The following is a 24,445-nucleotide window of genomic DNA, read 5'->3' on the forward strand; positions in this document are numbered from 1 at the left end:
GTCTTTTTATGTTTTTTGAATTATTTGAGACCTATAGAAAAGCTTGCGATGCGCACATCTTTTCTGTTTTCAGCAGGCTCCCTGCTGGTAGCTTTGTCGAAGACGCGGGTTACTTTTCTGAAAATTCCGCGCATTTTATTTTTCTTGTCTGATTGTTCAAACTCTTCATCTGTTTCATTGGCAAGCCTGGTAAACACATTGTCAGATTTCAATTCTACAGGTCCGATGGCTACCTTGTTTTCAGTACGTTCGGGTTCAACCATTGCCAAAGCCTCGTCTTTATTCGGGATAACAGGAACGATGATTGCATCATTGTCCTTGTTCTTTTTCAATCCGTCTTTTTTGTCTGAACCATCTTTCTTGTCAAACTCATCTTTCTTATTAAGTCCATTGATCGTGTTGGTTCCTTCGTTATCAGCACCGGTGGTTTTTACAACCTGGTTCCCTTGTTTTACGTTTGAAGGATTGATAATGTTACTCCTGTTGTTGTCTTTTTTTAGATCCGACTGTGCAAATGAGTTATTGCCTGATTGATTCTCTGGTTTGAGGAGCTTCTCAAGATCATCCTTGCCGGACTTTATTGTTTGCTTTTTATCCACGTTGCGGTTATCAGCAACTGTTGATGATTTATCTGAAACCGCATCTGTAGATGTTGTAGCAGGTAAGATCGGATCAGTAACTTTGTCGGCTGTTACTTTATTGTTATCAGCAACTTTATTATCAGTAACCGGGACTTCCTCTTTTTTATTATCTGTAACAGGCACTTGAACGGGAACCGGATCCGCGGTAGCCAGGCCATTTAAGCCGGATCCATTAACTGCCTTATCACTAAGTGCATACCACACTGTTCCCCCGATCGCCAGGATCAATGCTGCGGCTGCAACCATCTTCCAGGAACGCATCCTGGTAAACATCGGTACTACCTTAACATCATTTTCGGACCGGTAAAGAATTGATTTGTCCGGAAACAGAATATGTTTCTCAGGCTGAAATTTTACCTGTTGTATCAGTTCAAAATGTTCCTGGTATTGTGGATGACGGTAAACGAATTCTTCTACAAGTGCATTTTCATCATTGTTAAGTTCATTATCGCCATACATTACGAAAAACTCTTCACAGTTAAGGTCGTTTATGAGTGCCGGAGGCGCCTCGCTTTCACTTCTTAATAAAACATCTTTGTTGACAAAGGGTTCCATTTCATCCAGTGGAAGAATGGTTTGTGCAAGCATTTCCAGTTCTGTTTTCAGATCAGGATTGTGTTCTACAAATTTTTCAACTGCAACCCGGGCGGCCGGACTGAGTTCTTTATCTATATAGAGAACAAAAAATTCTTCGTAGTTATCACGATTGATGTTCATTTTACATTACGTTTTCAGGACTTACTAAATAATTCTTCAACTGTACTCTTGCCCGGTAGAGGTAAACTTTTACCTGGCTTTCATTTAGTCCCGTTATTTTTCCAATCTCCTCATATGAATACCCTTCATAATCTTTAAGCAATACTAATGATCTCTGTGTTTCCGGTAATCTTCCTAAAGCCTGTTCCAGTATTTTCTTTGTGTTCTGTACCGGTTTATCATAAATCCTGGACTCTTCTTTGAATTCTTCTTTCAGCGTGATCCTTTTTGATTTCCTGATATGATCAATCATCTGGTGATAAGCCACCGTAAACAGGAAACTTTTGCACTTTGAATTATCAACATCTGCGCGGTTGATCCACATTTTTTCAAAAGCCGACTGCACTACATCACGCGCGTCCTCTTCATGCCGGAGATTTTTTAAAATAAAACGGAACACATTGTCCGCATATTCATTAACACATTGATTATACTCTTTCTCTGTCATAAACAGTGCTTGACTGGCATTATATAGGCAGTTTGTATCTGTAGTACGTCCCTCGTGCCCCGAAAGTTACAAAACAGTAAAACTATTTTTAAAAAAAATGGCCCCGCCAGTGCGGGGCCATATTTATTTTCTGTTAGAGAGATTAATGGTAGCCGGCTGTAATGTAACGGGTGATGGATTGCAAAATGATAAACTCGCCGGAAACCTTCTTTTTCGCGGTTAAAGGGATCTCATCATTACATTGATCTTCAGCATGTTGCTTTTTTAGTCCTGACTCAATAAAAAGCACGCTGCTGATTGCAACGAAACTTACCACCATTAAACGTATCAATAAATTCCTTTTCATAAAATTTCGGTATTCAAATATATGACGAGGTTCGTGCGGGAATGTTACACAATCATTAAACTTTTTTGTGTTTGTGCCCCGAACCCTCTGCCAACAATCTTTTACCTTCGTGCCAAACCATGGGTAATTATGAATGAAAATCTTGTAAGCAGGATTTCGGCCGAACTGGACGAAATCAGGTCAAATGGGTTATTTAAGACAGAAAGGATCATAGAATCCCCGCAGGGAGCGGAGGTTATTGTTAATGGTAAGAAGGTTTTAAATTTTTGTGCAAACAATTATCTTGGTCTCTCGTCGCATCCAAAAGTGCTCGAGGCTGCAAAAAAATATATTGATTACCGGGGTTACGGAATGAGTAGTGTACGGTTCATCTGTGGTACCCAGGACATTCATAAAGAGCTGGAACAAAAGATCTCCTCTTTCCTGGGAACAGAAGATACAATTTTATATGCCGCTGCTTTTGATGCCAACGGGGGTGTATTTGAGCCTTTGTTTGGAGAACCGGATGCGATCATTTCCGATGCCCTCAACCATGCCTCGATAATTGATGGGGTGCGCCTGTGTAAGGCAAAGCGATTCCGGTATGAACATAATAATATGGAAGATCTGGAGGCCCGTCTGAAAGAGGCCCAGGAAGCCCGAAGCCGTGTAATCGTAACCGATGGCTCATTCAGTATGGACGGCACGATCGCCCAGTTGGACAAAATTGTTGATCTGGCTGAACGATACGATGCAGTAATTATGATCGATGAGTGTCATTCAAGCGGCTTCCTGGGCAAAACCGGTCGCGGAACCCATGAATATCGGGGGGTGATGGGAAAGATCGATATCATAACCGGTACCCTGGGGAAAGCCCTCGGTGGCGCCTCCGGGGGATTCACCAGCGGCCGGAAAGAAGTTATAGAATTACTTCGCCAGCGTTCAAGACCTTACCTGTTTTCCAATACCCTTGCTCCAAGCATTGTCGGTGCCTCAATTGCTGTGCTGGATTTGTTAAGTGAAACAACGGAGCTTCGGGACAAGCTGGAGCAAAACACAAAATACTTCCGCAAAAACATGACTGAAGCCGGCTTCGATATAAAGCCTGGCGATCATCCGATTGTTCCAATCATGTTGTATGATGCCGTCGTCGCGCAAAACTTCGCTGCGAAATTGCTGGAAGAAGGTATTTATGTTATCGGATTTTTCTTTCCTGTGGTTGCGAAAGGCATGGCGAGGATCAGGGTCCAACTAAGTGCCGCCCATGAAAAGGATCAGCTGGACCGCGCCATTGCCGCTTTCACAAAGGTTGGAAAAGAATTGAATGTCCTTAAGGATTCGCGGGCTACTTTGCCGCAATAACGCTGATCTCAACATTCACATTTTTCGGCAACCCTTTCACTGCTACCGTTTCACGGGCAGGGAAATTGCTGCTGAAATAGCTACCATAAACCTCGTTGACCGCCACGAAAAGGCTCATGTCACTCAGAAAAATCGTGGTTTTTACAACATTTGAAAACTGGTAACCGGCTTCGGTCAACACGGCTTCAAGATTTTTCATAACCTGGGTCGTTTCGCCTTTAATATCTGTCGCTTCTACATTTCCGGAGGCAGGGTTTATTGCTACCTGGCCGGAAACAAAAAGTAAATTCCCGGCCTGTACAGCCTGGCTGTAAGGTCCGATCGGTGCCGGAGCAAGTGAGGTCTCGAATATTTTCTTTTCCATCTTCAAATTTAAGAAGAAGTGCAAAAGAGTTGCGAATTATAGATAATGAAATTGAAATGAGCCACTTAACAATTGTAGTGCCGATATATCCTTAAAATTTATCTTATGCTGATTGCAGTTCTCGCTGATGAGAAATTAAAACCGGAATTACTCAATAGAAAATCAAAACCAGGGGTCGGATTTGTCTGGGCAGATTCGGTAAGCTCACTTTTGATGATAGAAGCAGATTGTTATTTTGACCTGAAATTTGAAATGGACGCAGAAAGGACAAGAAAGTTGAGATCACTTCTGTCAAAGCCGGTTTTTATCGGCGCTGTAAATGATAGCCTGAATTCCGTGGGAGATGAGCGTTTCATCCGTATCAATTCCTGGCCCGGAATGATAGAAAGAGAGACTCTTGAACTTGCATTCAGTGAAAGTCAGTCATCAACAGTTGCCGCTATACAGGATCAACTCGGGTGGAGCTATATCAGCGTGCCTGATGTGGCGGGAATGGTGACGCCCAGGATAATTTCCATGATCATTAACGAAGCGTATTTTGCGTTGGGCGAAGGTTTGAGCACCAGGGCTGAAATCGATATCGCCATGAAGTCGGGAACCAGCTATCCATACGGGCCTTTCGAATGGTGCGCAAAAATCGGGACAGGCAACATACTGGCATTGTTGAGATCACTGCAGTCTCAAAATCCCGGCAGATACGAGATTGCGCCGACCCTGATCGGGGAATATGAAGGCACTGAGGTAGTAGCTCAGGATGATTCCGGCCGGATGAACAACATCATTGAACCTAATTCGCTTTAAAGTGGCACTCATTCTCAACATTGATACCTCAACCGAGATTGCATACGTGTCTATTGGCCAGGCTGGCATTGAACTCGGGAAGCTGCTAAACAGGGATCAAAAAGATCACGCATCATGGATCCACGAAGGAATCAGGCAACTTTTTCAACAATTTTCCCTCGAACCGGGTCAGCTCGAAGCTATCGCCGTTACCGCAGGCCCCGGCTCTTATACAGGGATCAGGGTAGGAATGGCAACAGCAAAGGGCCTGGCTTATGCACTGTCCGTACCGCTCATCACTGAAAATACACTCAGGGCTATGGCCTGGTCGCAACTTAATGTCGAGACTAACAAACTGGAAATCAATGAAGAAGCTTCTTCCAGGCCACAGTTTTATGCCCCGATGATCGACGCAAGAAGAGACGAGGTGTTTACCGGGGTATATGACACTGACCTCAATGAAGTAGTTACCCCGCTCGCACTTAAACTTGACGAAGAGGCATATTCGGATCAGCTGCAAACTGGGGATGTTTGTTTTTTTGGGAGCGGCAGTGTAAAATGGAAAGGCCGGATTGGGCATAAAAATGCCCATTTCCTAAAATGGGATTATGAATATTTTAATCTCGTATATCTCACGTACCAATCCTTTCTCAACAACGCTTTTGCAGATCTGGCCTATGTTCCCCCGTATTATCTTAAGGAAGTTTACACTTATAAAAAAAATTAAGCAACTATAAGTTTTAATAGGGTTTGAGGTTTGCATTTAGAATTTACATATTAAATTTGCCGATTCTGCTGTGCCAATGCTTAGCAGACGTTTAATCTTAAAAAGCTCTGATGTGCTCATGAATGTAACTACAACCACCAACTATTCGATGGTGTTGAATGCAGACACCGGAGAAGGTAGCCCGGTGAAAGTGGACTTTCTGAATTTGAAGAAAGGCGCCATGATCTTAAGGGCACTTAATCACAAACTGCGTCAGCAGATCGTTAAGCTCATCGACGAAAACAAAAAGCTAACGGTCACAGAAATTTACATCCGGCTGCGTCTCGAACAGTCTGTAGCATCACAACACCTGGCCATCCTGAGAAGGGCTGGAATTGTGAAGACCGAGCGCGACGGCAAGTTCATTTATTATTCGGTCAGTACAGACCGGGTATCCCACATCATGAAATGTGTGGAAGATTTAAATGCCTGATTAGTTAAAAGAACAAAAGTCAAAAGTCAAAGTTAAAATCCCCGGTCTAAACCGCCGGTGACCGACAGCTTTGACTTTTGACTTTTTATTTGATTAATTTTGCGCTATGTTCATAAAGCAATTATATACAGACTGTTTAAGTGAAGCCGCGTATTATATTGAAAGTGAAGGAGAAGCGGCGGTCATTGATCCCCTGAGAGATATAGACGTCTACCTGCAGCTGGCAAAGGAGCGAAATTCCACCATCAAATACATTTTTGAAACTCATTTTCATGCAGATTTTGTGAGCGGTCACCTTGACCTGAGCAAAGTGAGTGGAGCCCCCATCGTTTTTGGACCGGCTACCGAAACCGAGTTTCCTATTCACCTTGCAAAAGATGGTGAAATATTCCAGCTTGGTAAAGTGACGCTCGAGGTGCTTCATACACCTGGACATACCCTGGAATCGTCCTGCTATTTATTAAGAGATGAATCTGGTAAACAGCATGCAGTCTTTACCGGTGACACCCTTTTTGTGGGCGATGTGGGCCGGCCCGATCTCAGTAGTGGAAATCTGAGCCAGGAAGAGCTTGCCGGGATGTTGTATGATTCACTCAACAAAAAGATCATCCCACTCGAAGATGATGTAATAGTTTATCCCGCTCATGGGGCCGGTAGCAGTTGCGGTAAAAATATCGGCAGCGATAACTTCAGCACGATAGGGGAGCAGAAGCTGTCAAATTATGCGCTCCAGGCTCAAACCCGTGAGAAGTTTATCGCTTCAGTATCATCCGGATTGACTGCTCCTCCACAATATTTTCCTATAAACGCCCGGATCAATAAAGAGGGTTATGATAGTCTTGAAGGCGTTTTGAACCAGGGGCTGACTCCACTGACTGTGGCTCAATTTAAGGAATGGAAAAACCAGGAAGAAGTGATCATCCTGGATTCCAGGAAGGCTGAGGAATTCACCCAGGGTTTTGTCCCCGGTTCAATAAGCATAGGTTTAGAGGGTCGTTTTGCTGAATGGGCCGGTGGCTTACTTCCGTTTGACAAGCCGATGGTGCTGGTAACAGATCCAGGCCAGGAAAAAGAAACTGTGGTGCGTCTCGCACGCGTCGGGTTCTCAAAAATGATGGGTTACCTGGAAGGTGGGGTAGAGGCCTGGAGAAAAGAAGGTAACGAGATTGACCTGATTATCGATATTGAAGCCGACGAGCTCGCAATGGATATTCCTTTTGATGATAACCTCATTGTAATCGATGTAAGAAGGGAAGCTGAATTTGCTGATGGCCATGTTGCCGGTGCGATGAATATTCCCCTTAGCGACATGAGTGATCCTGCAAGTATGGCAAATATCGAAGAGCACCATAACCTTTATGTGCATTGTGCAGGAGGTTATCGCAGTGTTATTGCGGCCTCTTTGCTCAAGAGACAGGGAATTCACAATCTTCGCAATATTGTTGGCGGATGGACAGAGATCAGGAAGCAGACAAAAATTGAAATTGCAAAAGACAAAAGCGTACTCAACTAAGTTATAAGTACTACTACCTAAAAGTTCTAGAATTTCTACTGTAGCCGATCCGGATAGTGTACAGTTAATTTGTTCAGGCAATCGTGGCATTCGTGCTCATTGCCGTTCACTAACTGAAATCGAGACTATGAGGTACACTACGCGCACATTAAAATCGGTTTTACCATTATATCACGGCCCGGTTTCCGCCAAACCGAAATCACTTAAAAGCCTGTCTGATCCAGATCCCGATCAGAAAGAACTTTATGCCCGACGGATTACTGAGCTAGAGCTGGAACTCCAGGCTTTGAATATACTGGATCATCCTCTGCGGATTGTCGAAATCTGCAACCAGATCAGGATCCTTCGAAAGGAAATTTCTCAGTTTGAAAATTGAGGATGGAAATCTCCCGGTTTGAAAATTGAGGTTGGAAAATCGAGGATGGAAAATTGATGTTAGTCGGCCGGCGGCGCATCGTCACCTATCCAGTTGGCGGCGTAATCATTTTTCCAATCACGCTTCCAGCGGCGATGACTCCATAGCCACATATCGGGGTATTTACGGATCACATCTTCCAGGAAACGTACATACTTCCTGGTTAGTTCGCCTTCTTTCAACGAGGTAGGGTTATCTACACCCAAAGAAAACTCGGTAATATAATGTCCGCGTTTTGTTTTGTAGATCTGCGCAAAAACAACTGTTATGTTCCCTGCCCGGGCACCTCTTTCAGGGCCCCTGGCGAACGGAGCAGGCTTTCCGAAAAAATCTATCCAATAAGCTCTCTGTACATCGCCCGGCACCTGGTCTGCTACCAATCCTAACAAGTAAATCTCGTTCCTATAAGGTAACATTGCTTTTCGCATGTCAGTAGCCGGGATGAGTATCGTACCAAACCTTGACCTGAGTTTGCGGAACATGCGGTCGAAGTTTTTATTGCTGATCGGCATGTACACACCCAGGAAAGGATAAGGCGTAAATATGGCGAATGCTGCATTACCATATTCCCAGTTAAAATTATGTCCAAGATGCACCTGCACACGTTTGCCCTGCTCGTGAAGGGACCGGATCAGCTCCCCGTTTTTTATGGTAAGATGCCGGGCTAAAAAATCCTTGCTGGCCGAGAGTAGTTTGATGGTTTCTATAAAAGTGTCAACAAAGTTTTTATAGAAATTCTTTGCGATCCGGGTTCGCTCAGCCGGGGTTTTTTCCGGGAAGGCAGTCTCCAGATTTTTCATAACCACCTTTTTCCGGTATCCCACCAGGTAGTAGAGAACGACGTAAACAAAATCTGCCAGTACATATAATGCACGCAATGGCAGAAGCGAGAGCAGGTATATAGGTCCGTAAATGAGATAATACATGTCTGAAGGGTTATCCGCCTAGTTGATCCATTTTTTCGGGTCCTGGACCATATGATTAAGAGTAATATTGACCCGGAATTTGTTGCGCAGATGCCTTGCCAGGGCATCGGCTGCGTACACGCTTCTATGTTGTCCGCCCGTGCATCCGAAACTGATCATGAGATTACTGAATCCACGTTTGATATAATCTTCTACCGCTATATCCGTGAGGGTAAAAACACCGTTCAGAAAATCGGGCATTTTTGTTTGTTGCTCAAGAAAGTCCTTCACGTCTTTATCGCGCCCCGTCTTGGTTTTAAACACCTGCTGCCTGCCAGGATTCAGGATGCCGCGGCAGTCAAACACAAACCCACCACCGTTCGGAGTAGCATCAGGGGGGATCCCGTTTTTATAGGAAAAGCTGCTTATTCTCACAACCAACGGGGTTTCGTCAGTGGCCTGCACCGGTTCGAAACGACTTATTATTTCATCTTCAACGATTAGTCCCAATAGTCTTTCAAACTCCGGAAGACCGATTCCTATTCGTTTGTCTTCCACGAACCATTTAAGATTGCGGAGGGCAAGCGGGATACTGGTCAGGAACTGCGCTTTTCTTTCAAACAGGCCACGGAAACCGTAAGCACCCAGCACCTGTAACAGCCGGATCATTACATAGCCATTATACTGGCTCACAAAACGAGGACGATCGATGGTAGTTTCAAGTATTTCCTCCACACAGTTCATGTAGTAATCCAGCAGGCTGAGCTTCCACTCAGTGGACAATTCTGCCCTGGCCTGCCAGAGCAACGAAGCAACGTCATACTGGAGCGCACCCTTCATGCCTCCCTGGTAATCGATAAAATGAACTTCATCACCACTCACCATCACATTACGGCTCTGGAAATCGCGGAACATGAAATATTTGTAATCAACATAGGTCAGATATGTACCCATTGCCTCGAAATCATCCAATAATTTTTCCTTGTCATACGGGATGCCAAGTGTGTCAAGGAAATAGTACTTGAAATAAAGCAAGTCACTGATGATGGCCTTTTTCCCAAACTCATGACTGGTGATACACATGCTGTAATCAAGATTTGCATCCCCGTTGATTTGCATTTCAGCCAGTCTCTTCAGGCTTTTCTGAAAAAATCCATAAGCTTGTTCACCATGGCCCGATGACTCCAGGACATTCAGGAGAGATAGATCTCCAAAATCTTCCTGCAGATAAATCGTTGTGGATTCATTTACGGCAAGGATTTCCGGAACCGGGCTACCTGCCGCCCGGAAATGCCGGCTGAAGTACAGGAAGGTGTTATTTTCCCTGATATTTTTGCCAAAAGTTGCTATATAGGTGCGTGAAGGTGTGATCAACCTGAAATAAAACCTGTCGCTGCCCGACTGGGGAATCTTTTCAATTGATGTAACCGGGTCGTCGCTGATCGTTGCTAACAGATCCTTAATGTCCTGAATAATAGTTTGCATAAGTAAGCCACCGTTAACGAATAAAATATGCTGCTTATTTTGAAGCAGCCGGCAAAGATATGGTATTGTGATTTCAGGAACCGCTCTCTGAGCCTGTCCGGGAGGCTGCCGGTTCTAAAAAGAGGCTGCCGCTTTCCTGCATCTCCGCAATCAGGCTTTCTTCATCCCAGGCTCCGTCCTCCTGCAGTACCAGGTCCCCACGTTCCGCCTGGATAATTTGCTCGAGTTCTTCAATTTTTTCTTTTGCAGCAAGAATATACTGATCAGGATCCCGGATGGCAGATAGCTTTCTGAGATTTTTCTCATCGATCTTCAGAAAGGTGCGGGCAGCACGCTGGGCCGTGTAGGCACGAAATCCCAACAACTTCATAACGTCTACGCCCATCCGAACCGAAGTGTCAATGGTTTCGCGGTATACGTGGAGCATACCCGCATTCATAAGATCATAGGCGTCAAAACGATTTTGCGCCCTGACCAGCATACGCAGGTTTGGAAAATGCTTTTTAATGGTCTCGATCATCTCCAGTCTCTTATCCGGTGGATCAAGGGTGATGATGATCAGTTTAGCGGTATCTGCACCAGCTGAGACCAGTAGATCATGTCGGGAAGCATCCCCATAGTACACGTTGAATCCCATCTTTCTTAACAGGTCCACACGATCAGAGTCAATTTCAAGGATCGTTGTACCAATTTTATGCGCTCTCAGGAATCTCCCCACTGTACTTCCAAAATTTCCAAAGCCGGCAATAATTACTGGATTTTTCTCGTCGATGGTATCAGGTAATTTTTCAACAGGCACCTCGGCACAGGAGCCAATTCTTGGTTGAACAAATCTTTCATTAAGAAGCATCAGGAGAGGGGTAAGTCCCATACTTATTGCTACAACAGCAATCATAATGTCAATGGTTGGCTTAGGTAAGATCCCTTCTGTCAGCGAGTAAGAAAATAACACGAAGGCAAACTCGCCAACCTGGCTGAGAGCAAAAGAAAATATGAGGTTTTGATCGGTACTGAGTTTAAAAATTTTTCCCAGCACGTAAAGTACCAATCCTTTCACAATGATGAGTAAGGCAACTAATCCAAAGATGATGAGCGGCTGTCGTATCACTAATGAAAAGTCGATTGAAGCACCCACAGCGATGAAAAACAATCCCAGGAGCAATCCCTTAAATGGTTCAATATCGCTCTCAAGTTCATGTTTGTATTCGCTGTTGGCCAGAACGACGCCGGCAAGGAAGGTACCAAGCGCAGGACTCAAGCCTACCTGTTGCATCAGCACAGTGGTGCCAACGATCAGCAATAGCGCTGAAGCGGTAAAAAGTTCGCGGAGCCGTGTTTTTGCTACGATGCGAAAGAGCGGACGGATCAGAAATCTGCCGGCCACTATAATTAGCCCGACAGCAGCAAAAACCACCAGGGCACGTCCCCAACCTGGCAGGTTATCAACCAGTGTTGTTCCATGTGAGGCTGCATCTTCAGCTGAAGGAGGCGCGTAGGTTGCGAGTAAGGGGAAAAGGGCAAGCATGGGAATAACGGCAACGTCCTGGAAAAGCAGTACAGAGAACGAGCTTTGACCCGCTGCCGCCTTCATCAATCCTTTCTCATTAAGGGTCTGCAATACTATTGCCGTAGATGAAAGTGATACGATCATACCCAGTGCAAGTGACGGTTGCCATTTAAATCCCAGGGCTATCCCTATCAACATGACTACCACAGTCGTTAACAGTACCTGCAGTCCGCCCATCCCCAGTATCGGCTTACGCAATTTCCAGAGAAGTTCCGGCTCGAGTTCAAGACCGATCAGGAATAACATCATCACAACACCGAATTCAGCAAAATGCATCAGATCCTGTCCTTCCTCCCCGATAAATCCAAGAAAGGCCGGTCCGATAAATATGCCAGCCAGGAGGTATCCGAGTACAGATCCCAGGCCGAGCTTTTTTGCAACCGGTACCATTACTACGGCCGCAGCCAGGTATACCATGGCCTGGAACAGAAAAGCTTTTTGATCCATAATTAATTTTTAAGCTCCGCAGGAGCCGGGACAATTTGGTTGAGATATTTCAATTTATCCAGGTCCCTGAACGGGATTTTATCGTTTTTTAAATTATCTATCAATTGCCGGTATAAGACGGCATCTTGTTCGATGGAAGACATACTCATCCGATGTGTATCATGAATTACAAAGGGAGGCAGGTAAATCATTTTACAGAGATGTGCCGTTTGTTCAAATGGAGCAAGCAATTGCTTTATCGTAAACCGGTTATAGCCTGATTCCTGGTAAACTTCTTCTCTTCCACCCGCCGTTATCGCGTTGAAAAGTATCTTGCCAGTCAATTTGGTTCCGCCCCTGCCATAAGCCCATCCATGTTCGAGAACCAGGTCCTGCCACTGTTTCAGAATAGCAGGGCAGCTATACCAGTAAAATGGATGCTGGAATACAATAACATCGTGTTCCAATAAAAGTTGCTGTTCCCTGTCCAGATCAATATCATAATCGGGATATGCTTCGTAAAGATCGTGAAACGTTATGCCGTCCACCCTTAACACCTGCTTCACCATAGCCTTATGAACCCTCGATTTCTCGAACGCGGGGTGAGCAAATAAAATCAGAATTCTCGCCATATATAATAAAGTTGCAAATTTACGGATTAACAGCGCCCTGAAAGCAAAACTGCCGGTACTGAAAGATAGCCAACTTATATTAGGTTTGAATGTAATTAGAGTCGGCCAGCTGTAGCCTGGCAGCTTATCCATGAAATTTTTGTCAACTCTTAAAATATCTTTTTCCATCGATCGTCAACCACAACATATATGTATGTGGCTATGACGATACCAAGCGGCATGACAACGACCCAAAAATTGAATATAACTCACACTATCAATGCTTACAGCAAACGCCTGCTTGGGTTTATCCGCAAGAGAGTTAAAAATGAAGCTGATGCTGAAGATATTTTGCAGGACGTTTTTCACCAGTTTATAGGCAATACCCAGCCAATAGAACAGGTGACTTCATGGCTGTTTACTGTCGCGCGAAATAAAATAATTGATCGCAAACGAAAACATAAGCCCGAGCTGCTGGAAGACATTTACCCCGACAAAGAAGGTGAGCTGAGTTTTGACTGGACCGATATTTTTACCGAAGAAAACGAAAATCCTGAAACAGACTACCTGCGCAATTTATTCTGGGAAGAATTAACAGCCGCACTGGCCGAGCTTCCGGAGGAACAGCGTTCAGTTTTTATGATGAATGAAATGGATGGAATTCCTTTCAAAGATATTGCTGAACGAACGGGTGTCCCCATCAACACATTGCTATCAAGAAAACGATATGCAGTTCTGCATCTGCGGACAAGGTTGCAGGTGATGAGGGAAGAGCTTTTAAAAATGTAGACCAGGAACTATTGCGCCAATTAATTTAAAATGATTACAAATGTATTCAGGTATGAAAAGAGGAACTAAAGCAGTGATGATTGTCTTATGTGTTGCTGGCGTTGCTGCGCTGGTTTCATTTATTGTAATGAGCCTTTGGAACATGATTCTTCCCGCAGCCATAACCGGAGTTAATCCAATTTCTTTCTGGCAGGCACTAGGCTTATTGATCTTATCTAAAATATTATTCAGCGGATTCCACGGTGGCTGGAAACATAAAAGGCAGCAATGGAAAGATCGCATGAATCAAAAACTCCAGAACATGACACCGGAACAACGGGAAGCCTTTAAACAGGATTTGCGCAACAGGTGTCGGGCACCCTGGAGCAAAAGCACTGAGGGTAGTGAGTCCTGAAACATGAGTACAATTAAAACTACAAACTAACGACATCATGGATATACTCGTTTTCAAAACCAACCTGAGGTACAAGAAGAATATTTCGGAAGCGGTGAGTCATATTGAAAAGATCCCCGGTATCAAACGTTGGAACGTGGACCTGAAAGACAGGGATAAAGTGCTGAGGATCGAATCCAGCAATCTTGAGCCAAAAGTGGTTGAGCAAACGCTTAACAGTATCGGCTTTTATTGCAAGGAACTTGAATGATCCTCCACACCGTTATCATTGATTCACTTCTTCATACCGTTATCCTGAATTGATTCGCTTCTTCACGCCGTTATCATGAATCAGGTTACTGCTCCACACCATTATCCTGAATCAATTCACTCCTGTCGATTGCGAACCAACCCGCTTGTTTTCTTCCTCTGCCCCTGTTTTGCGCTGACGTGCAGCTTTCACCTGGGTGTTTCCGAACCGGTATGTGAAGTTTAATCTCAGCTGCCTGCTTTCCCATCCACCCCTGTTATTGATATACTGACCGCTGAATTCACTGGTTCCCCCCCATTGCATGGTTTTAAAGATGTCACTCACGGAAACCTTAGCCGTCGCCTTACCTTTGAATAATGTTTTAAGTATACCGGCATCCACTCCATACATCTCTTTGCTTTTAAAGGTTCCCTGCCAGATTGATGGAGAGTTATAGTAACCTGTCAGTTCACCGGACCAGCCCTTTCCAAGATTGAAAGTGTTTTGAAGATACACATTCATGGCGAACACATCAAGATCAACGGTGCGGCCCGGTCCGAAATCAGCCTGGTATTTTGTGTAATATGAGTTGAGATTTACAAATGCTGAGAACCATTTTATCTGCAATGGATAACTCACATTAAGACTTATGATGTCCTGAGTTGCGAGGTTCGACTTAGACAAAAATGCCTTGGATTTTTCTGCGGTATCAACAAGTGAGGTAAATACGTCTTTAACATGACTGTAAGTTAATACCGTATTTAACTTGTACTTATAGGCGTGAGTAACCGAAATGCTGTTTGTGTACTGCGGTCTCAGGTTTGTGTTGCCTTTCTGAAAAGTGTACTCGTCAATCTTAAATTCAAAAGGATTAAGATCCTGGTAGGCAGGGCGATCGATCCTCCTGCTGTACCTGATACCAATCTGGCTGGTGGGCTTCTTGTTGAACGTAATACCTGCACTGGGGAACAGATCGGTATAATGTCTGGTAAAAACCGAATCATACCTCATATACCCGGTTCCATCCTGGCGGAAACCGGTTGAATAACCCTCGATGTTTGTGTTTTCAACCCGAAAGCCGATCTGAACAATAAAGCCTTTATAGGCTTTGTCATAATTCAGGTAAACTGCATTTACATTTTCCTTGTATTCAAAAGCATTACTCCTGAGCGTGTCCATTTTTTTTACTGATCTCAACACGTCAAAACGCTGAAAGTCGTTGATGCTGTTTACATATGAAAGTTTGCCGCCAACGCCCAATTTTCCTTTGCCCAGGTTTTGCTGATAGTCTGCTTTCACGCTGTAGATGTTAATATCGCTGGGCGAAAGCATGTTGTAAACCTTGGTGGATATCACGTTCCCGTTCACAGGATCGAGATACACATTGGGCTGTAACTGATCTGTCATTAACCGGTACGCTCCATAATCTCCATCCACGTTAAGTTCTTTTCCGGTAGTATCTGCGTACCGGTAATTCACATTAAAATTTGTGCTGTTCCTGTAACCTTCGGAACTATTCTGTGCTACAAGTATCTTTACCACTTCCCCGGTCGGAACATAGGAAATTGGCGTTCTTGAGTTGTTGGTGAAACTAATGTCCGCATAGTTGCCGTTGAACATTACGCCGATCGTGTTCTTATTATTGATCGAATAGTCAACACCCGCCTTAAAATTGTGGGATTGATTTCTGAACTGGTTGACTGTACTGCCATCAAATAATGTGTCAAGCTGCACCCGGTAAATAGTCATCCAGCTTTCATTCTTTGAGTTATTGTAATTGTAATTACCATAAAAATTGATGTATTTGTTACGGTGATTCAGGGACAGTCCACCGATATATTTTGGATAAATTCCCTGGTTGAATCCTGCATTTACAGAACCATTCGTGCCATAAGCTTTGTTTTTCTTCAACTTTATATTTATGATTCCGGCGTTACCCGCTGCGTCATATTTTGCAGAAGGACTGGTGATGATCTCTATGGCTTCTATTGAGGAAGATTGAAGTGTTTTGAGATAAGCAGCGAGGTCCGATCCGGAAAGTGGAGTAGGTCTGCCATCAACATAAACCTGCACACCATTTTTGCCACTAAGGGAAAGGTTATCATCTTTATCCACCATCACTCCCGGCGACTTACGAAGCAACTCAAGCGCATCCTGGCCGACTGCATTGATACTACCTTCCACGTTAAGGACGGTTTTATCCGCCTTGATTTCCACCAGGGGCTTTTTTGCAACAACTTCAACTGCTTTAAGGTTACCGCTGTTCTTTTCGAGCTTTATCGGGGGAAGCGCCATTTGCAATGTTGAGGATAGCTCAATGGGGTCGGAATAAAAAGGGGCATAACCAACAAAGGATATATGCAGGAAGTAGCTACCGGGGTCGACACCCTCAAATATGAAGTTGCCCTCCTTATCACTTACCGAAATCTTCACTAAAGAAGAATCCGGCTTTTTCTTAATCATAACCGAAGCTCCGGTTAATGGCCTGGACTGATCATCGAGCACTATTCCTTTAAGCACCGGGCCCTGGGTGGACGGCGGGGTTGGGGTTTGTTTGGAGGTTACTTGAGTGAATGCAGTTGACACGCCAAATAGAAATACGACTAGCATTAGCTGACAGCGCTTCATATATCTCGTTTTGACAATACGTTGCAAAGCACCGCCTGTTATTACAATTAAGAGGCGTGAAAAACATCAGCGGAAAAATAGCTATATGAGCGGATTCCTAATCCTCGAGCCCTTCTGAGATCACCGGGGCAGGTTGCTGTGACGGTTTTCGTTTATTTTCCGCTTCCTGGATGAGTTCAGCAACGACTGCCGTCCATCCCGTTTGATGACTTGCACCCAGCCCATTGCCGTTATCGCCATGGAAATACTCGTAAAAAAGAAGAAGATGTTCGTTACCCGGGCGGCGATAGAACCAGTTGTAATCACCGTGAAGCCTGCGGTCGCCGTTTTGATCTTTCCGGAAAAGGCTGATCACCCGCTGGGTGAGCTCATCAGCTACCTGCATCAGGTTCATCTTATTGCCTGAGCCAACCGGGCATTCAACCAGCAGGCTGTCCCCGTAGAATTCACCATATTTCCGGATTGACTGGATAATAAGGAAATTGATGGGCATCCAGACCGGTCCACGCCAGTTTGAGTTACCTCCGAAAAAGTTCGAGGTGGAGTCGCCCGGATCATACTGGATGGTATACTCAACGCCATCAATTTTAACCGAGTACGGGTTGAGTTCATGATATTTAGAAAGGGCCCTGATACCGCCCTGGGAGAGGAATTCTGACTCGTTCAGCAGCCTTTCGAGCAGGTAAATCAATCGCTGCTGTGGGATCAGCGACAGGAGAATCTGTTCGCCATCACTGTGTTCTTCGTTCGGCCAGTATTTATTATTTTTCAGGCGATAGTTTTCAAACCAGCTGATTCTTTTTTTGAAATCAGATAGTTTATCAAGCATCTTTTTTTCAATAATAGAAACCGCAAAAAGTGTGGTGAGTCCAACGATCGAATGTATCCTTAGTTGTAATGGCGGTGAACCGGCAATAGCCAGGGTATCATAGAAGAATCTGTCATCTTCGTTCCACATCCCCTGTTCATTGAGCGCTTCTGCTATCAATACAAATTGTTCAAAAAATTTAGTGGCAGTATCCTCGAAGGCACGATCTACCATTGCGATCTCCAGGGCAATATCCATCATATTTAATGCATACATACCCATCCAGCTTGTTCCGTCGGCTTGCTCAAGCTGAATCTGGCCGGGTAACTGGATACTCCGGTTGAACACCCCGATGTTGTCAAGGCCGAGGAACCCACCTTCAAAAAGATTATTACCACTTGCATCTTTACGATTCACCCACCAGGTAAAATTGATCAGTAACTTTTGAAAGATCCTTTTCAGAAAGTTGATATCACCTTTACCCGATTTGTTTTTTTCTATCATGTAAACCTGCAGGGCCGCCCATGCCTGTACCGGCGGATTAACATCACTGAAGTTCCATTCATAGGCTGGTAACTGTCCGTCGGGTTTCATATACCATTCCCGCATGATCAACAGCAACTGGTGCTTGGCGAAAGTAGGATCAACCATGGCAAGCGGAATGCAGTGAAACGCCAGATCCCATGCTGCGTACCAGGGATACTCCCATTTATCAGGCATGGCGATGATGTCCTGGTTCTTCAGATGTTTCCAGTCGTGATTCCTTCCATTTTGTTTGCCCGGGTTTACAGGTGTGATTCCATCACTCGTACTGAGCCACCTTTCAACATCAAAATGATAGTATTGCTTGCTCCATAAAATACCGGCCAGTGCCTGTCTCTGGATGTTATACAGGTCTTCGGTTGCTGTCGCCGGCAGTATCGCATTGTAATATGTATTTGCCTCTTCCTTCCTCAGGTTGAAAATATATTCAAAACCTGTGGCAAAAGGATTATCCGATAATTTGTTGCTGAGGCGCAGATAGATATCCTTTGATTTTCCGCCTTCTATAGTGTACTCATAAACCGGTGCGAATTTTGTCCCCGATTTTTTAGCTCTTAGTTCGTTTACATTTTTCTTTTTGATGATTGCATCATGAAATGCGTCTTTTACAAAAATTGATGCATTGGGCACCCCGCTAACTTTTTCTGTGTTGGTTTCGTTTTCAGTAAACAAACGATCTTTGGCCGGCTGAAAATAGAGGTAATAAGAACCAAGTCTCTTATAGGTTGCTTTAACCGAAAATTTATCCCTGGCCGTTATAACAGGTTTCTTTTCAGTTTGGTTCCACCGGTTGTAAAACCATAGTGTAGGCAACACCGTTATAGGAGCGGCTTTCTCCCCACGGTTCAGAATATTGATCCTGATAAAAATGTCTGTTGATGATTGTTTTGCATAGGTGATCGTGACATCAAAATATTCGTCGTTCTCGAAGACCCCGGTATCAAGCAATTCGTATTCGGGTTCCAGTTTTGAACGCTTCTGATTTTCGGAGATGATCTTGTCATATGGAAAGGCCTGTTGTGGATATTTGTACAGGAATTCCATGTAATAATGTGAAGGCAGATTATCAAGGTAATAATATAGCTCCTTTACATCTTCACCATGATTGCCCTGGCTGTTACCTAACCCAAAAAGTCTCTCCTTTAAGATATTGTCTTTGCCATTCCATAATGAAACTGCAAAACATAGGTTCTGAAAAAAATCGGAAATTCCGCCGAGACCGTCTTCACCCCATCTATAGGCGCGGCAATGCGCATGATCGTATGGGAAATAATGCCATGCATCTCCATACGGCCCGTAGTCTTCTCTAACAGTGCCCCATTGCCTGTCACTCAGATAGGGCCCCCACTGTTCCAATGGTATTTGTTTCCCTGCGTTTACCGCGAGACGTTGATGTTCTGCTGTCATGAATTCGGTTTGTGTTCCGGCAAGCCGTGTGAAATTAAGATTTATGTGGAATATGGCCCCTATCTTATCTGCGGAAACGTCATGCCGGTTATTTTGCGGTAGAGGTCAACTGCATAGAGGTCAGTCATACCGGCAATATAGTCAACGACCGATAACAGGTCGTGATAAAGAAATTTTTCGTTGCCGGTAATGATAAATTGTTTTGAGATAAGCTGCAGTAACTTTTCTGACTTCGAGGAACCCGGGTTCAGAACGGCTCTTACAAACTCTTCAAGGAGACCCCCGATCACATTATAGCCTGCGATCTCAATTTCTACTACAGATCTATGGTTGTATATATGCTCCACAGAATAATCATCAATGGTTTTTATAAGTGCTTTTTCACGTTCAGGTAAGTAGTCGATAAGCGATTTCGTAAGTGTTCCATTAAGAAGTTCTTCCTCCTTATCCATAAAAACATCACGCAATCTGAAAATGAGAAACCCGATTAGTTTCGCCCGCAGGAACTGAACCTTTTGATTATCATCTGTGATCGCGTTAAATGTTGCTTCGACGCGCTCACGCGAATCGTAACCTTGTTCGAGATCGAAAAAGGAAAGGAACAGGTCCCTGATGGTTTCCTTGGAAATAATATTTAACCGGTGCGCATCTTCAAAATCTATGATCCGGTAACAGATATCGTCCGCGGCCTCAACCAGGAATACAAACGGATGTCGCGCGAAAATATTTTTTGATGGATCAGGTTGCGGAATTCCCAGTGTTTGGGCGATGCTCTTATAGGTGTCGATTTCTGTGTCAAAAAAACCTGATTTCTTCGTTACCAGCTGGCTCTTATTAAAGCCGTTCAGAGAATCCGAAGGATATTTTATTATTGAAGCAAGGGTGGCGTATGTAAGTCTGAATCCCCCGGCAATATTTTCGTTGAAGTGATGTGTTAATGTACGGAATGCATTTGCGTTCCCTTCAAAAAACAGCAGATCGCGTTGTTGGTTTTCAGAAAGCTGCTCATTAAATCTCTTCCTGTTTTCACCCTCCATATTCCGGAAAAAAACGCGGATGGCATCTTCACCGGAATGACCAAAAGGCGGATTTCCGATATCGTGAGCCAGGCAGGCCGCGGCAATTACAGAAGGAAGTTCGTACTTATAAAACTCTTTGAATTCTTCACCCCGCCCGGGAAATTTTTCAGCTATGGCATCTCCTACCGCCTTTCCTATGGAACGTCCCACTGATGCAACCTCCAGGCTATGCGTCAGCCTGTTATGCACAAAAACGGGTCCTGGCAAAGGGAATACCTGTGTCTTGTTTTGTAGTCGTCTGAATGCAGATGAAAATATGATTCTATCGTAATCCCGAAGAAATGAATTCCTGATAGTCTCTGGTGAATTTCCTGTCCTGTTTTCTGAGCCTGATCGTCTGGCGCTGTAAAGCTTTTCCCATTCCATGGTGTGCGGCAAATTACAATTATTTACGCAGACCACAGTGCTTCAACGCATACCGCACTCTTGGTTTATAACCCTCTTCCACCTTACTTTCTGTAGAAATTAGTACACGGAAGATCATTTCCTTTTCAGGATCTATATATATTTTTTGGCTTCTTCTCGGTCTATTTCGTTTTCCCAGCCCGACACAACGATCGTCGCAACTGCGTTCCCGATGATATTGGTAAGCGCGCGCGCTTCGCTCATAAACCTGTCGATCCCCAGGATAAGCGCTACACCCGCCACCGGCACGTTTCCAACCAACGGCAGGGTTGCTGCCAGCGTTATAAATCCGCTGCCTGTAACACCCGCTGCTCCCTTTGAGCTGATCAGTAAAACCGCAAGCAAAGTCAGCTGGTTGCCAAAAGTCAATGGGGTATCAGTGGCCTGCGCGATGAATACTGCAGCCATGGTTAGGTAAATGGATGTTCCATCGAGGTTGAACGAATATCCTGTCGGAACAACCAGGCCGACTACCGGTTTTGAGCAACCGGCTTTTTCCAGCTTTTCCATGAGTTTAGGCAATGCAGATTCTGAAGATGATGTACCCAGGACGATAAGGAGTTCCTCCTTAAGATAAGCAAGTAGTTTAAATATGCTGAACCCATAGAATCTTAAGACACCCCCCAGCACAACGATGATAAAGAACAGGCATGTGCTATAAAAGACAGCCATTAATTTCCCAAGGGATAGTAAGGTGCCAAGACCATATTTCCCTATTGTAAACGACATGGCCCCGAGTGCACCGATAGGTGCCAGCTTCATTATCATATGGATGATAGCAAATATGGCCTTTGAGAATGATTCTATAAAGTTGGTTACCGGTACCCCTTTGGATCCGATCCGGGTGAGGCCATAACCCAGGAGTATTGAAAACAAGAGTACCTGCAGCAACTCGCCGTTTGCAAAGGCGCCCATGATGGTATCGGGGATGATATGCAGGATAAAATCCACGGTGTTTGCAGGTTGTTTGGCCTGGGCGGTATACGCACTGATGCCTGAGGTGTTAAGGGAGTTGACGTCTACATGCATACCTTTCCCGGGCTTTACCAGGTTTACTATTACCAGGCCGGTGATCAGTGCGAAGGTTGTCAGCACTTCGAAGTATAAGATTGCCTTCAGCCCGACACGACCCACCTTTTTCATGTTCTCCATTCCTGCAATCCCTGAAACGATCGTACAAAAAACCACCGGCACGATCATCATTTTCACCAACTTGATAAAACCATCCCCGAGAGGTTTGAGCGTCACTGCGATCCCCGGAAAAAAGTGTCCCAGCAATATACCGGTAACAATGGCGACTATGACCTGGAAGTACAGGTTTCGGACTAAAGAAGATATACGCATAGTGTTGAACGATGAAGATATATAAACTGTCTCCAATTCTGTCTTCAATCCCGAATATTTACAGGCAAGCCCAATTGCTGCTGGTCAATTTTTTGCAAGGGTGGAGAAAAACGGGATGAGAAAGAAATTAACGTTCAAAGGTCTGTGGAAAGTGATGAAGGACTCCTTCACCGGGTTTTCAGATGATAAGGTGCTGAAGTTAAGCGGAGCCCTTGCTTATTACACATTGTTCTCCATGGCACCCCTGCTGATAGTGATCATTTTTGTATGTAGCCTGTTTTTTGGCAGGGCTAACACTGAAGATTCCATTTATAGCCAGATCCAGGGTTTTGTGGGTCCAGACACAGCCCTCCAGTTGCAGCAGATCATAACCAATGCGTCCCTGGAAGGCAAAAGTTCCATTTCTCTCGTTATTGGTATCATTACGTTGATAATAGGAGCAACCACGGTATTTGCAGAAATACAGGATTCAATAAACATGATCTGGGGTCTGAAGCCAAAGCCCAAGAAAGGGTGGCTGAAAATGCTCAAGAACCGGCTCCTTTCGTTCTCAGTAATTATCGGACTGGGTTTCTTGTTACTTGTTTCCCTGGGCGTCTCGGCGATCCTCGAAGCCCTGAACAAAAAACTGCAGGCAATTTTCCCGGATGTAACGGTAGTGCTGTTTTATATTCTGAACCTGGTGATCACTTTCAGTGTAATCACGATTTTGTTTGCTGCTATTTTTAAGGTGTTGCCCGATGCGCTGATTAAATGGAGGGATGTGATCGCAGGATCCATAGCTACTGCGATTTTATTTATGCTGGGCAAGTTTGGAATTTCGTTTTATATCAGCCAGAGCAACATTGGCAGTACTTATGGCACAGCCGGTTCGCTGGTAGTTCTGTTGTTGTGGGTTTACTATTCAGCTGCCATCCTGTATTTTGGTGCGGAATTCACCAAGTTCTATGCATTAAGATATGGATCTGCCATACACCCTGATCACTATGCGGTTGTTACCAAAACAGTGGAAGTGGAGGCTGAGAACGGCACTTCAGTACAACAGGCAACAAAGGAAGTGAAAGAAGAGAAGAAAGTAGCAAAAGCCGAAGCGCAGGAAAGAGAGAACAAGGAAAAGGGCTGATCCATCATGCCCTGATTACTTTAAGGGCACCTGGCTCAATGACCGCATTTATCTCTTTTTGTTTTTGCCGCGACTCTCCGTCTACCTGGAAAGGATAAGGCCTGGAAGAGGTTAGTTTCATCCTTTTGCATTTGATCACCTCGGTTTTACTTTTGGGAAGCGGTTTGCCGGTAACAATCATTTTTAATAGTTCAAGGAGACCAAGCCTTCTTACCATTACCACTTCGAACTCACCATCAGAGGGATCTCCGGAAGGATTTATTACAGCTCCCGTTCCGTATTTGGATGCATTTGCGATCACGGCCATTACCACTTTTCTCTTGTAAACCCTGTTGTTGGCCTGCAAATTTATTCTCATGAACTGGTGCCTGCCCAGCATCTTAACCAGGGCCCTTGCATAGCCGAAAAATCCACGGGTATCAAACTGTTCGAAATGCTCCAGCATCTCCGCGTTGAGTCCGATGTCACTGAGATGGATACAGTATTCGTCATTAATAAAAATAAGGTCGAGCGGTTTCGGTTCGCCGGTAATACTGAGTTCTAGGGCGCCTGCCGGATCTAAAGGTATACCTAGTTCTTTGGCCATGCCATTTGCTGAGCCGGCAGGAATTATTCCTAAAGGGATGTCTGTTCCCATCACTACCTCTGCAGCCATTTTCACTGTGCCATCTCCCCCGGCTGCGACGACGCGGTCAGGGGTGAATTGCTCAATCGATTTGTGCAGCAACTCTTTATTGTTTGCCTCTTTCTCAAGCCTGAAGAATTCTATTTGTTCAGTACGATCTTTGAAGAAATCTTTAATGATCTGTTCCCAGTCTTTCTGACCGGCACCGGATCCGGGGTTAACAATAAATAGAATCTTCATGAATAATAGTTTTCAAGTTTTTTGTGGCACGATC

23 protein-coding genes are annotated in these 24,445 nt (G+C 44.5%); 10 read left to right on the forward strand and 13 right to left on the reverse strand.

The window, feature by feature from the left end:
* Positions 1 to 20: 20 nt before the first annotated feature.
* The 3 genes from ACX0G7_RS03815 to ACX0G7_RS03825 all read right to left on the reverse strand — a co-directional run bounded on the left by ACX0G7_RS03815 (position 21) and on the right by ACX0G7_RS03825 (position 2,191).
* The gene (locus ACX0G7_RS03815; protein WP_458922097.1) at positions 21 to 1,358 is read right to left on the reverse strand and encodes an anti-sigma factor family protein; all 1,338 of its coding nucleotides are present in this window, start codon (positions 1,356 to 1,358) and stop codon (positions 21 to 23) included.
* A gap of 1 nt (position 1,359) precedes the next feature.
* Complete coding sequence (locus ACX0G7_RS03820; RefSeq protein ID WP_458922098.1) at positions 1,360 to 1,845, reverse strand: RNA polymerase sigma factor; 486 nt, start codon at positions 1,843 to 1,845, stop codon at positions 1,360 to 1,362.
* 142 nt (positions 1,846 to 1,987) lie between these two features.
* A complete protein-coding gene (locus tag ACX0G7_RS03825) occupies positions 1,988 to 2,191 on the reverse strand; it encodes a hypothetical protein (protein WP_458922099.1) in 204 nt (67 codons plus the stop codon).
* Between the two features lie 129 nt (positions 2,192 to 2,320).
* Between ACX0G7_RS03825 and kbl the strand changes: the two genes are divergently transcribed.
* Entirely contained in the window at positions 2,321 to 3,532 is a 1,212-nt protein-coding gene (kbl, locus tag ACX0G7_RS03830; RefSeq protein ID WP_458922100.1) for a glycine C-acetyltransferase, read from the forward strand.
* Here kbl and ACX0G7_RS03835 read toward each other — a convergent pair.
* Complete coding sequence (locus tag ACX0G7_RS03835; RefSeq protein WP_458922101.1) at positions 3,516 to 3,896, reverse strand: Rid family detoxifying hydrolase; 381 nt, start codon at positions 3,894 to 3,896, stop codon at positions 3,516 to 3,518. The two genes, kbl and ACX0G7_RS03835, sit on opposite strands and share 17 nt — an antisense overlap.
* A 105-nt stretch (positions 3,897 to 4,001) precedes the next feature.
* Between ACX0G7_RS03835 and ACX0G7_RS03840 the strand changes: the two genes are divergently transcribed.
* From ACX0G7_RS03840 to ACX0G7_RS03860, 5 genes are all read left to right on the forward strand, one after another.
* Positions 4,002 to 4,697, forward strand: a complete 696-nt coding sequence (locus tag ACX0G7_RS03840; RefSeq protein ID WP_458922102.1) for a 3-hydroxyacyl-CoA dehydrogenase family protein — start codon at positions 4,002 to 4,004, stop codon at positions 4,695 to 4,697.
* 1 nt (position 4,698) lies between these two features.
* Positions 4,699 to 5,403 (forward strand): tRNA (adenosine(37)-N6)-threonylcarbamoyltransferase complex dimerization subunit type 1 TsaB, encoded by a 705-nt coding sequence (tsaB, locus tag ACX0G7_RS03845; protein ID WP_458922103.1) that lies wholly within the window; start codon positions 4,699 to 4,701, stop codon positions 5,401 to 5,403.
* Positions 5,404 to 5,521: 118 nt separating this feature from the next.
* On the forward strand, positions 5,522 to 5,875 hold the full coding sequence (locus ACX0G7_RS03850; RefSeq protein WP_458922104.1) for an ArsR/SmtB family transcription factor: 354 nt from the start codon (positions 5,522 to 5,524) through the stop codon (positions 5,873 to 5,875).
* A 106-nt stretch (positions 5,876 to 5,981) separates the two neighbouring features.
* Positions 5,982 to 7,388 carry an MBL fold metallo-hydrolase gene (locus ACX0G7_RS03855; RefSeq protein ID WP_458922105.1) on the forward strand — a complete coding sequence of 469 codons (1,407 nt, stop codon included), beginning with the start codon at positions 5,982 to 5,984 and terminating at the stop codon, positions 7,386 to 7,388.
* Between the two features lie 127 nt (positions 7,389 to 7,515).
* Positions 7,516 to 7,764 (forward strand): hypothetical protein, encoded by a 249-nt coding sequence (locus tag ACX0G7_RS03860; RefSeq protein ID WP_458922106.1) that lies wholly within the window; start codon positions 7,516 to 7,518, stop codon positions 7,762 to 7,764.
* Between the two features lie 59 nt (positions 7,765 to 7,823).
* Here the strand turns inward: ACX0G7_RS03860 and ACX0G7_RS03865 are convergent, their stop codons facing one another.
* The 4 genes from ACX0G7_RS03865 to ACX0G7_RS03880 form a co-directional block, all read right to left on the reverse strand.
* Entirely contained in the window at positions 7,824 to 8,729 is a 906-nt protein-coding gene (locus tag ACX0G7_RS03865) for a lysophospholipid acyltransferase family protein (protein ID WP_458922107.1), read from the reverse strand.
* 18 nt (positions 8,730 to 8,747) lie between these two features.
* On the reverse strand, positions 8,748 to 10,193 hold the full coding sequence (locus ACX0G7_RS03870) for a RapZ C-terminal domain-containing protein (protein WP_458922108.1): 1,446 nt from the start codon (positions 10,191 to 10,193) through the stop codon (positions 8,748 to 8,750).
* Between the two features lie 73 nt (positions 10,194 to 10,266).
* Complete coding sequence (locus ACX0G7_RS03875) at positions 10,267 to 12,207, reverse strand: monovalent cation:proton antiporter-2 (CPA2) family protein (RefSeq protein ID WP_458922109.1); 1,941 nt, start codon at positions 12,205 to 12,207, stop codon at positions 10,267 to 10,269.
* Between the two features lie 2 nt (positions 12,208 to 12,209).
* On the reverse strand, positions 12,210 to 12,818 hold the full coding sequence (locus tag ACX0G7_RS03880) for an NAD(P)H-dependent oxidoreductase (RefSeq protein WP_458922110.1): 609 nt from the start codon (positions 12,816 to 12,818) through the stop codon (positions 12,210 to 12,212).
* A gap of 219 nt (positions 12,819 to 13,037) precedes the next feature.
* Here ACX0G7_RS03880 and ACX0G7_RS03885 point away from each other — a divergent pair, with 219 nt between their 5' ends.
* From ACX0G7_RS03885 to ACX0G7_RS03895, 3 genes are read left to right on the forward strand one after another with little or no spacing between them, the layout of a single operon-like run.
* Positions 13,038 to 13,586 (forward strand): RNA polymerase sigma factor, encoded by a 549-nt coding sequence (locus tag ACX0G7_RS03885; RefSeq protein WP_458922111.1) that lies wholly within the window; start codon positions 13,038 to 13,040, stop codon positions 13,584 to 13,586.
* A gap of 52 nt (positions 13,587 to 13,638) precedes the next feature.
* Complete coding sequence (locus ACX0G7_RS03890) at positions 13,639 to 13,980, forward strand: hypothetical protein (RefSeq protein ID WP_458922112.1); 342 nt, start codon at positions 13,639 to 13,641, stop codon at positions 13,978 to 13,980.
* A 37-nt stretch (positions 13,981 to 14,017) separates the two neighbouring features.
* Positions 14,018 to 14,230 carry a copper chaperone gene (locus ACX0G7_RS03895; protein WP_458922113.1) on the forward strand — a complete coding sequence of 71 codons (213 nt, stop codon included), beginning with the start codon at positions 14,018 to 14,020 and terminating at the stop codon, positions 14,228 to 14,230.
* Positions 14,231 to 14,341: 111 nt separating this feature from the next.
* On the opposite strand, the gene ACX0G7_RS03900 is transcribed toward ACX0G7_RS03895, so the two are convergent.
* The 4 genes from ACX0G7_RS03900 to ACX0G7_RS03915 form a co-directional block, all read right to left on the reverse strand.
* A complete protein-coding gene (locus tag ACX0G7_RS03900; protein ID WP_458922114.1) occupies positions 14,342 to 16,837 on the reverse strand; it encodes an outer membrane beta-barrel protein in 2,496 nt (831 codons plus the stop codon).
* A gap of 97 nt (positions 16,838 to 16,934) precedes the next feature.
* A complete protein-coding gene (locus ACX0G7_RS03905; RefSeq protein WP_458922115.1) occupies positions 16,935 to 19,595 on the reverse strand; it encodes an MGH1-like glycoside hydrolase domain-containing protein in 2,661 nt (886 codons plus the stop codon).
* Between the two features lie 59 nt (positions 19,596 to 19,654).
* The gene (locus ACX0G7_RS03910; protein WP_458922116.1) at positions 19,655 to 21,052 is read right to left on the reverse strand and encodes a deoxyguanosinetriphosphate triphosphohydrolase; all 1,398 of its coding nucleotides are present in this window, start codon (positions 21,050 to 21,052) and stop codon (positions 19,655 to 19,657) included.
* 120 nt (positions 21,053 to 21,172) lie between these two features.
* On the reverse strand, positions 21,173 to 22,471 hold the full coding sequence (locus ACX0G7_RS03915) for a dicarboxylate/amino acid:cation symporter (RefSeq protein ID WP_458922117.1): 1,299 nt from the start codon (positions 22,469 to 22,471) through the stop codon (positions 21,173 to 21,175).
* A 67-nt stretch (positions 22,472 to 22,538) separates the two neighbouring features.
* On the opposite strand from ACX0G7_RS03915, the gene ACX0G7_RS03920 reads away from it, so the two are divergent.
* On the forward strand, positions 22,539 to 23,546 hold the full coding sequence (locus ACX0G7_RS03920; protein ID WP_458922118.1) for a YihY/virulence factor BrkB family protein: 1,008 nt from the start codon (positions 22,539 to 22,541) through the stop codon (positions 23,544 to 23,546).
* 4 nt (positions 23,547 to 23,550) lie between these two features.
* On the opposite strand, the gene ACX0G7_RS03925 is transcribed toward ACX0G7_RS03920, so the two are convergent.
* Complete coding sequence (locus tag ACX0G7_RS03925; protein WP_458922119.1) at positions 23,551 to 24,411, reverse strand: diacylglycerol/lipid kinase family protein; 861 nt, start codon at positions 24,409 to 24,411, stop codon at positions 23,551 to 23,553.
* Between the last annotated feature and the right edge of the window lie 34 nt (positions 24,412 to 24,445).

It is taken from the genome of Flavitalea antarctica, assembly GCF_054461535.1.

Bases quoted from the DNA above. Each gene is read 5' to 3' on its own strand.
- ACX0G7_RS03815 (WP_458922097.1), bottom strand. From the start codon at position 1,358: ATGAACATCAATCGTGATAACTACGAAGAATTTTTTGTTCTCTATATA.
- ACX0G7_RS03820 (WP_458922098.1), bottom strand. From the start codon at position 1,845: ATGACAGAGAAAGAGTATAATCAATGTGTTAATGAATATGCGGACAAT.
- ACX0G7_RS03825 (WP_458922099.1), bottom strand. From the start codon at position 2,191: ATGAAAAGGAATTTATTGATACGTTTAATGGTGGTAAGTTTCGTTGCA.
- kbl (WP_458922100.1), top strand. From the start codon at position 2,321: ATGAATGAAAATCTTGTAAGCAGGATTTCGGCCGAACTGGACGAAATC.
- ACX0G7_RS03835 (WP_458922101.1), bottom strand. From the start codon at position 3,896: ATGGAAAAGAAAATATTCGAGACCTCACTTGCTCCGGCACCGATCGGA.
- ACX0G7_RS03840 (WP_458922102.1), top strand. From the start codon at position 4,002: ATGCTGATTGCAGTTCTCGCTGATGAGAAATTAAAACCGGAATTACTC.
- ACX0G7_RS03850 (WP_458922104.1), top strand. From the start codon at position 5,522: ATGAATGTAACTACAACCACCAACTATTCGATGGTGTTGAATGCAGAC.
- ACX0G7_RS03855 (WP_458922105.1), top strand. From the start codon at position 5,982: ATGTTCATAAAGCAATTATATACAGACTGTTTAAGTGAAGCCGCGTAT.
- ACX0G7_RS03860 (WP_458922106.1), top strand. From the start codon at position 7,516: ATGAGGTACACTACGCGCACATTAAAATCGGTTTTACCATTATATCAC.
- ACX0G7_RS03865 (WP_458922107.1), bottom strand. From the start codon at position 8,729: ATGTATTATCTCATTTACGGACCTATATACCTGCTCTCGCTTCTGCCA.
- ACX0G7_RS03870 (WP_458922108.1), bottom strand. From the start codon at position 10,193: ATGCAAACTATTATTCAGGACATTAAGGATCTGTTAGCAACGATCAGC.
- ACX0G7_RS03875 (WP_458922109.1), bottom strand. From the start codon at position 12,207: ATGGATCAAAAAGCTTTTCTGTTCCAGGCCATGGTATACCTGGCTGCG.
- ACX0G7_RS03880 (WP_458922110.1), bottom strand. From the start codon at position 12,818: ATGGCGAGAATTCTGATTTTATTTGCTCACCCCGCGTTCGAGAAATCG.
- ACX0G7_RS03885 (WP_458922111.1), top strand. From the start codon at position 13,038: ATGACAACGACCCAAAAATTGAATATAACTCACACTATCAATGCTTAC.
- ACX0G7_RS03890 (WP_458922112.1), top strand. From the start codon at position 13,639: ATGAAAAGAGGAACTAAAGCAGTGATGATTGTCTTATGTGTTGCTGGC.
- ACX0G7_RS03895 (WP_458922113.1), top strand. From the start codon at position 14,018: ATGGATATACTCGTTTTCAAAACCAACCTGAGGTACAAGAAGAATATT.
- ACX0G7_RS03900 (WP_458922114.1), bottom strand. From the start codon at position 16,837: ATGAAGCGCTGTCAGCTAATGCTAGTCGTATTTCTATTTGGCGTGTCA.
- ACX0G7_RS03905 (WP_458922115.1), bottom strand. From the start codon at position 19,595: ATGACAGCAGAACATCAACGTCTCGCGGTAAACGCAGGGAAACAAATA.
- ACX0G7_RS03920 (WP_458922118.1), top strand. From the start codon at position 22,539: ATGAGAAAGAAATTAACGTTCAAAGGTCTGTGGAAAGTGATGAAGGAC.
- ACX0G7_RS03925 (WP_458922119.1), bottom strand. From the start codon at position 24,411: ATGAAGATTCTATTTATTGTTAACCCCGGATCCGGTGCCGGTCAGAAA.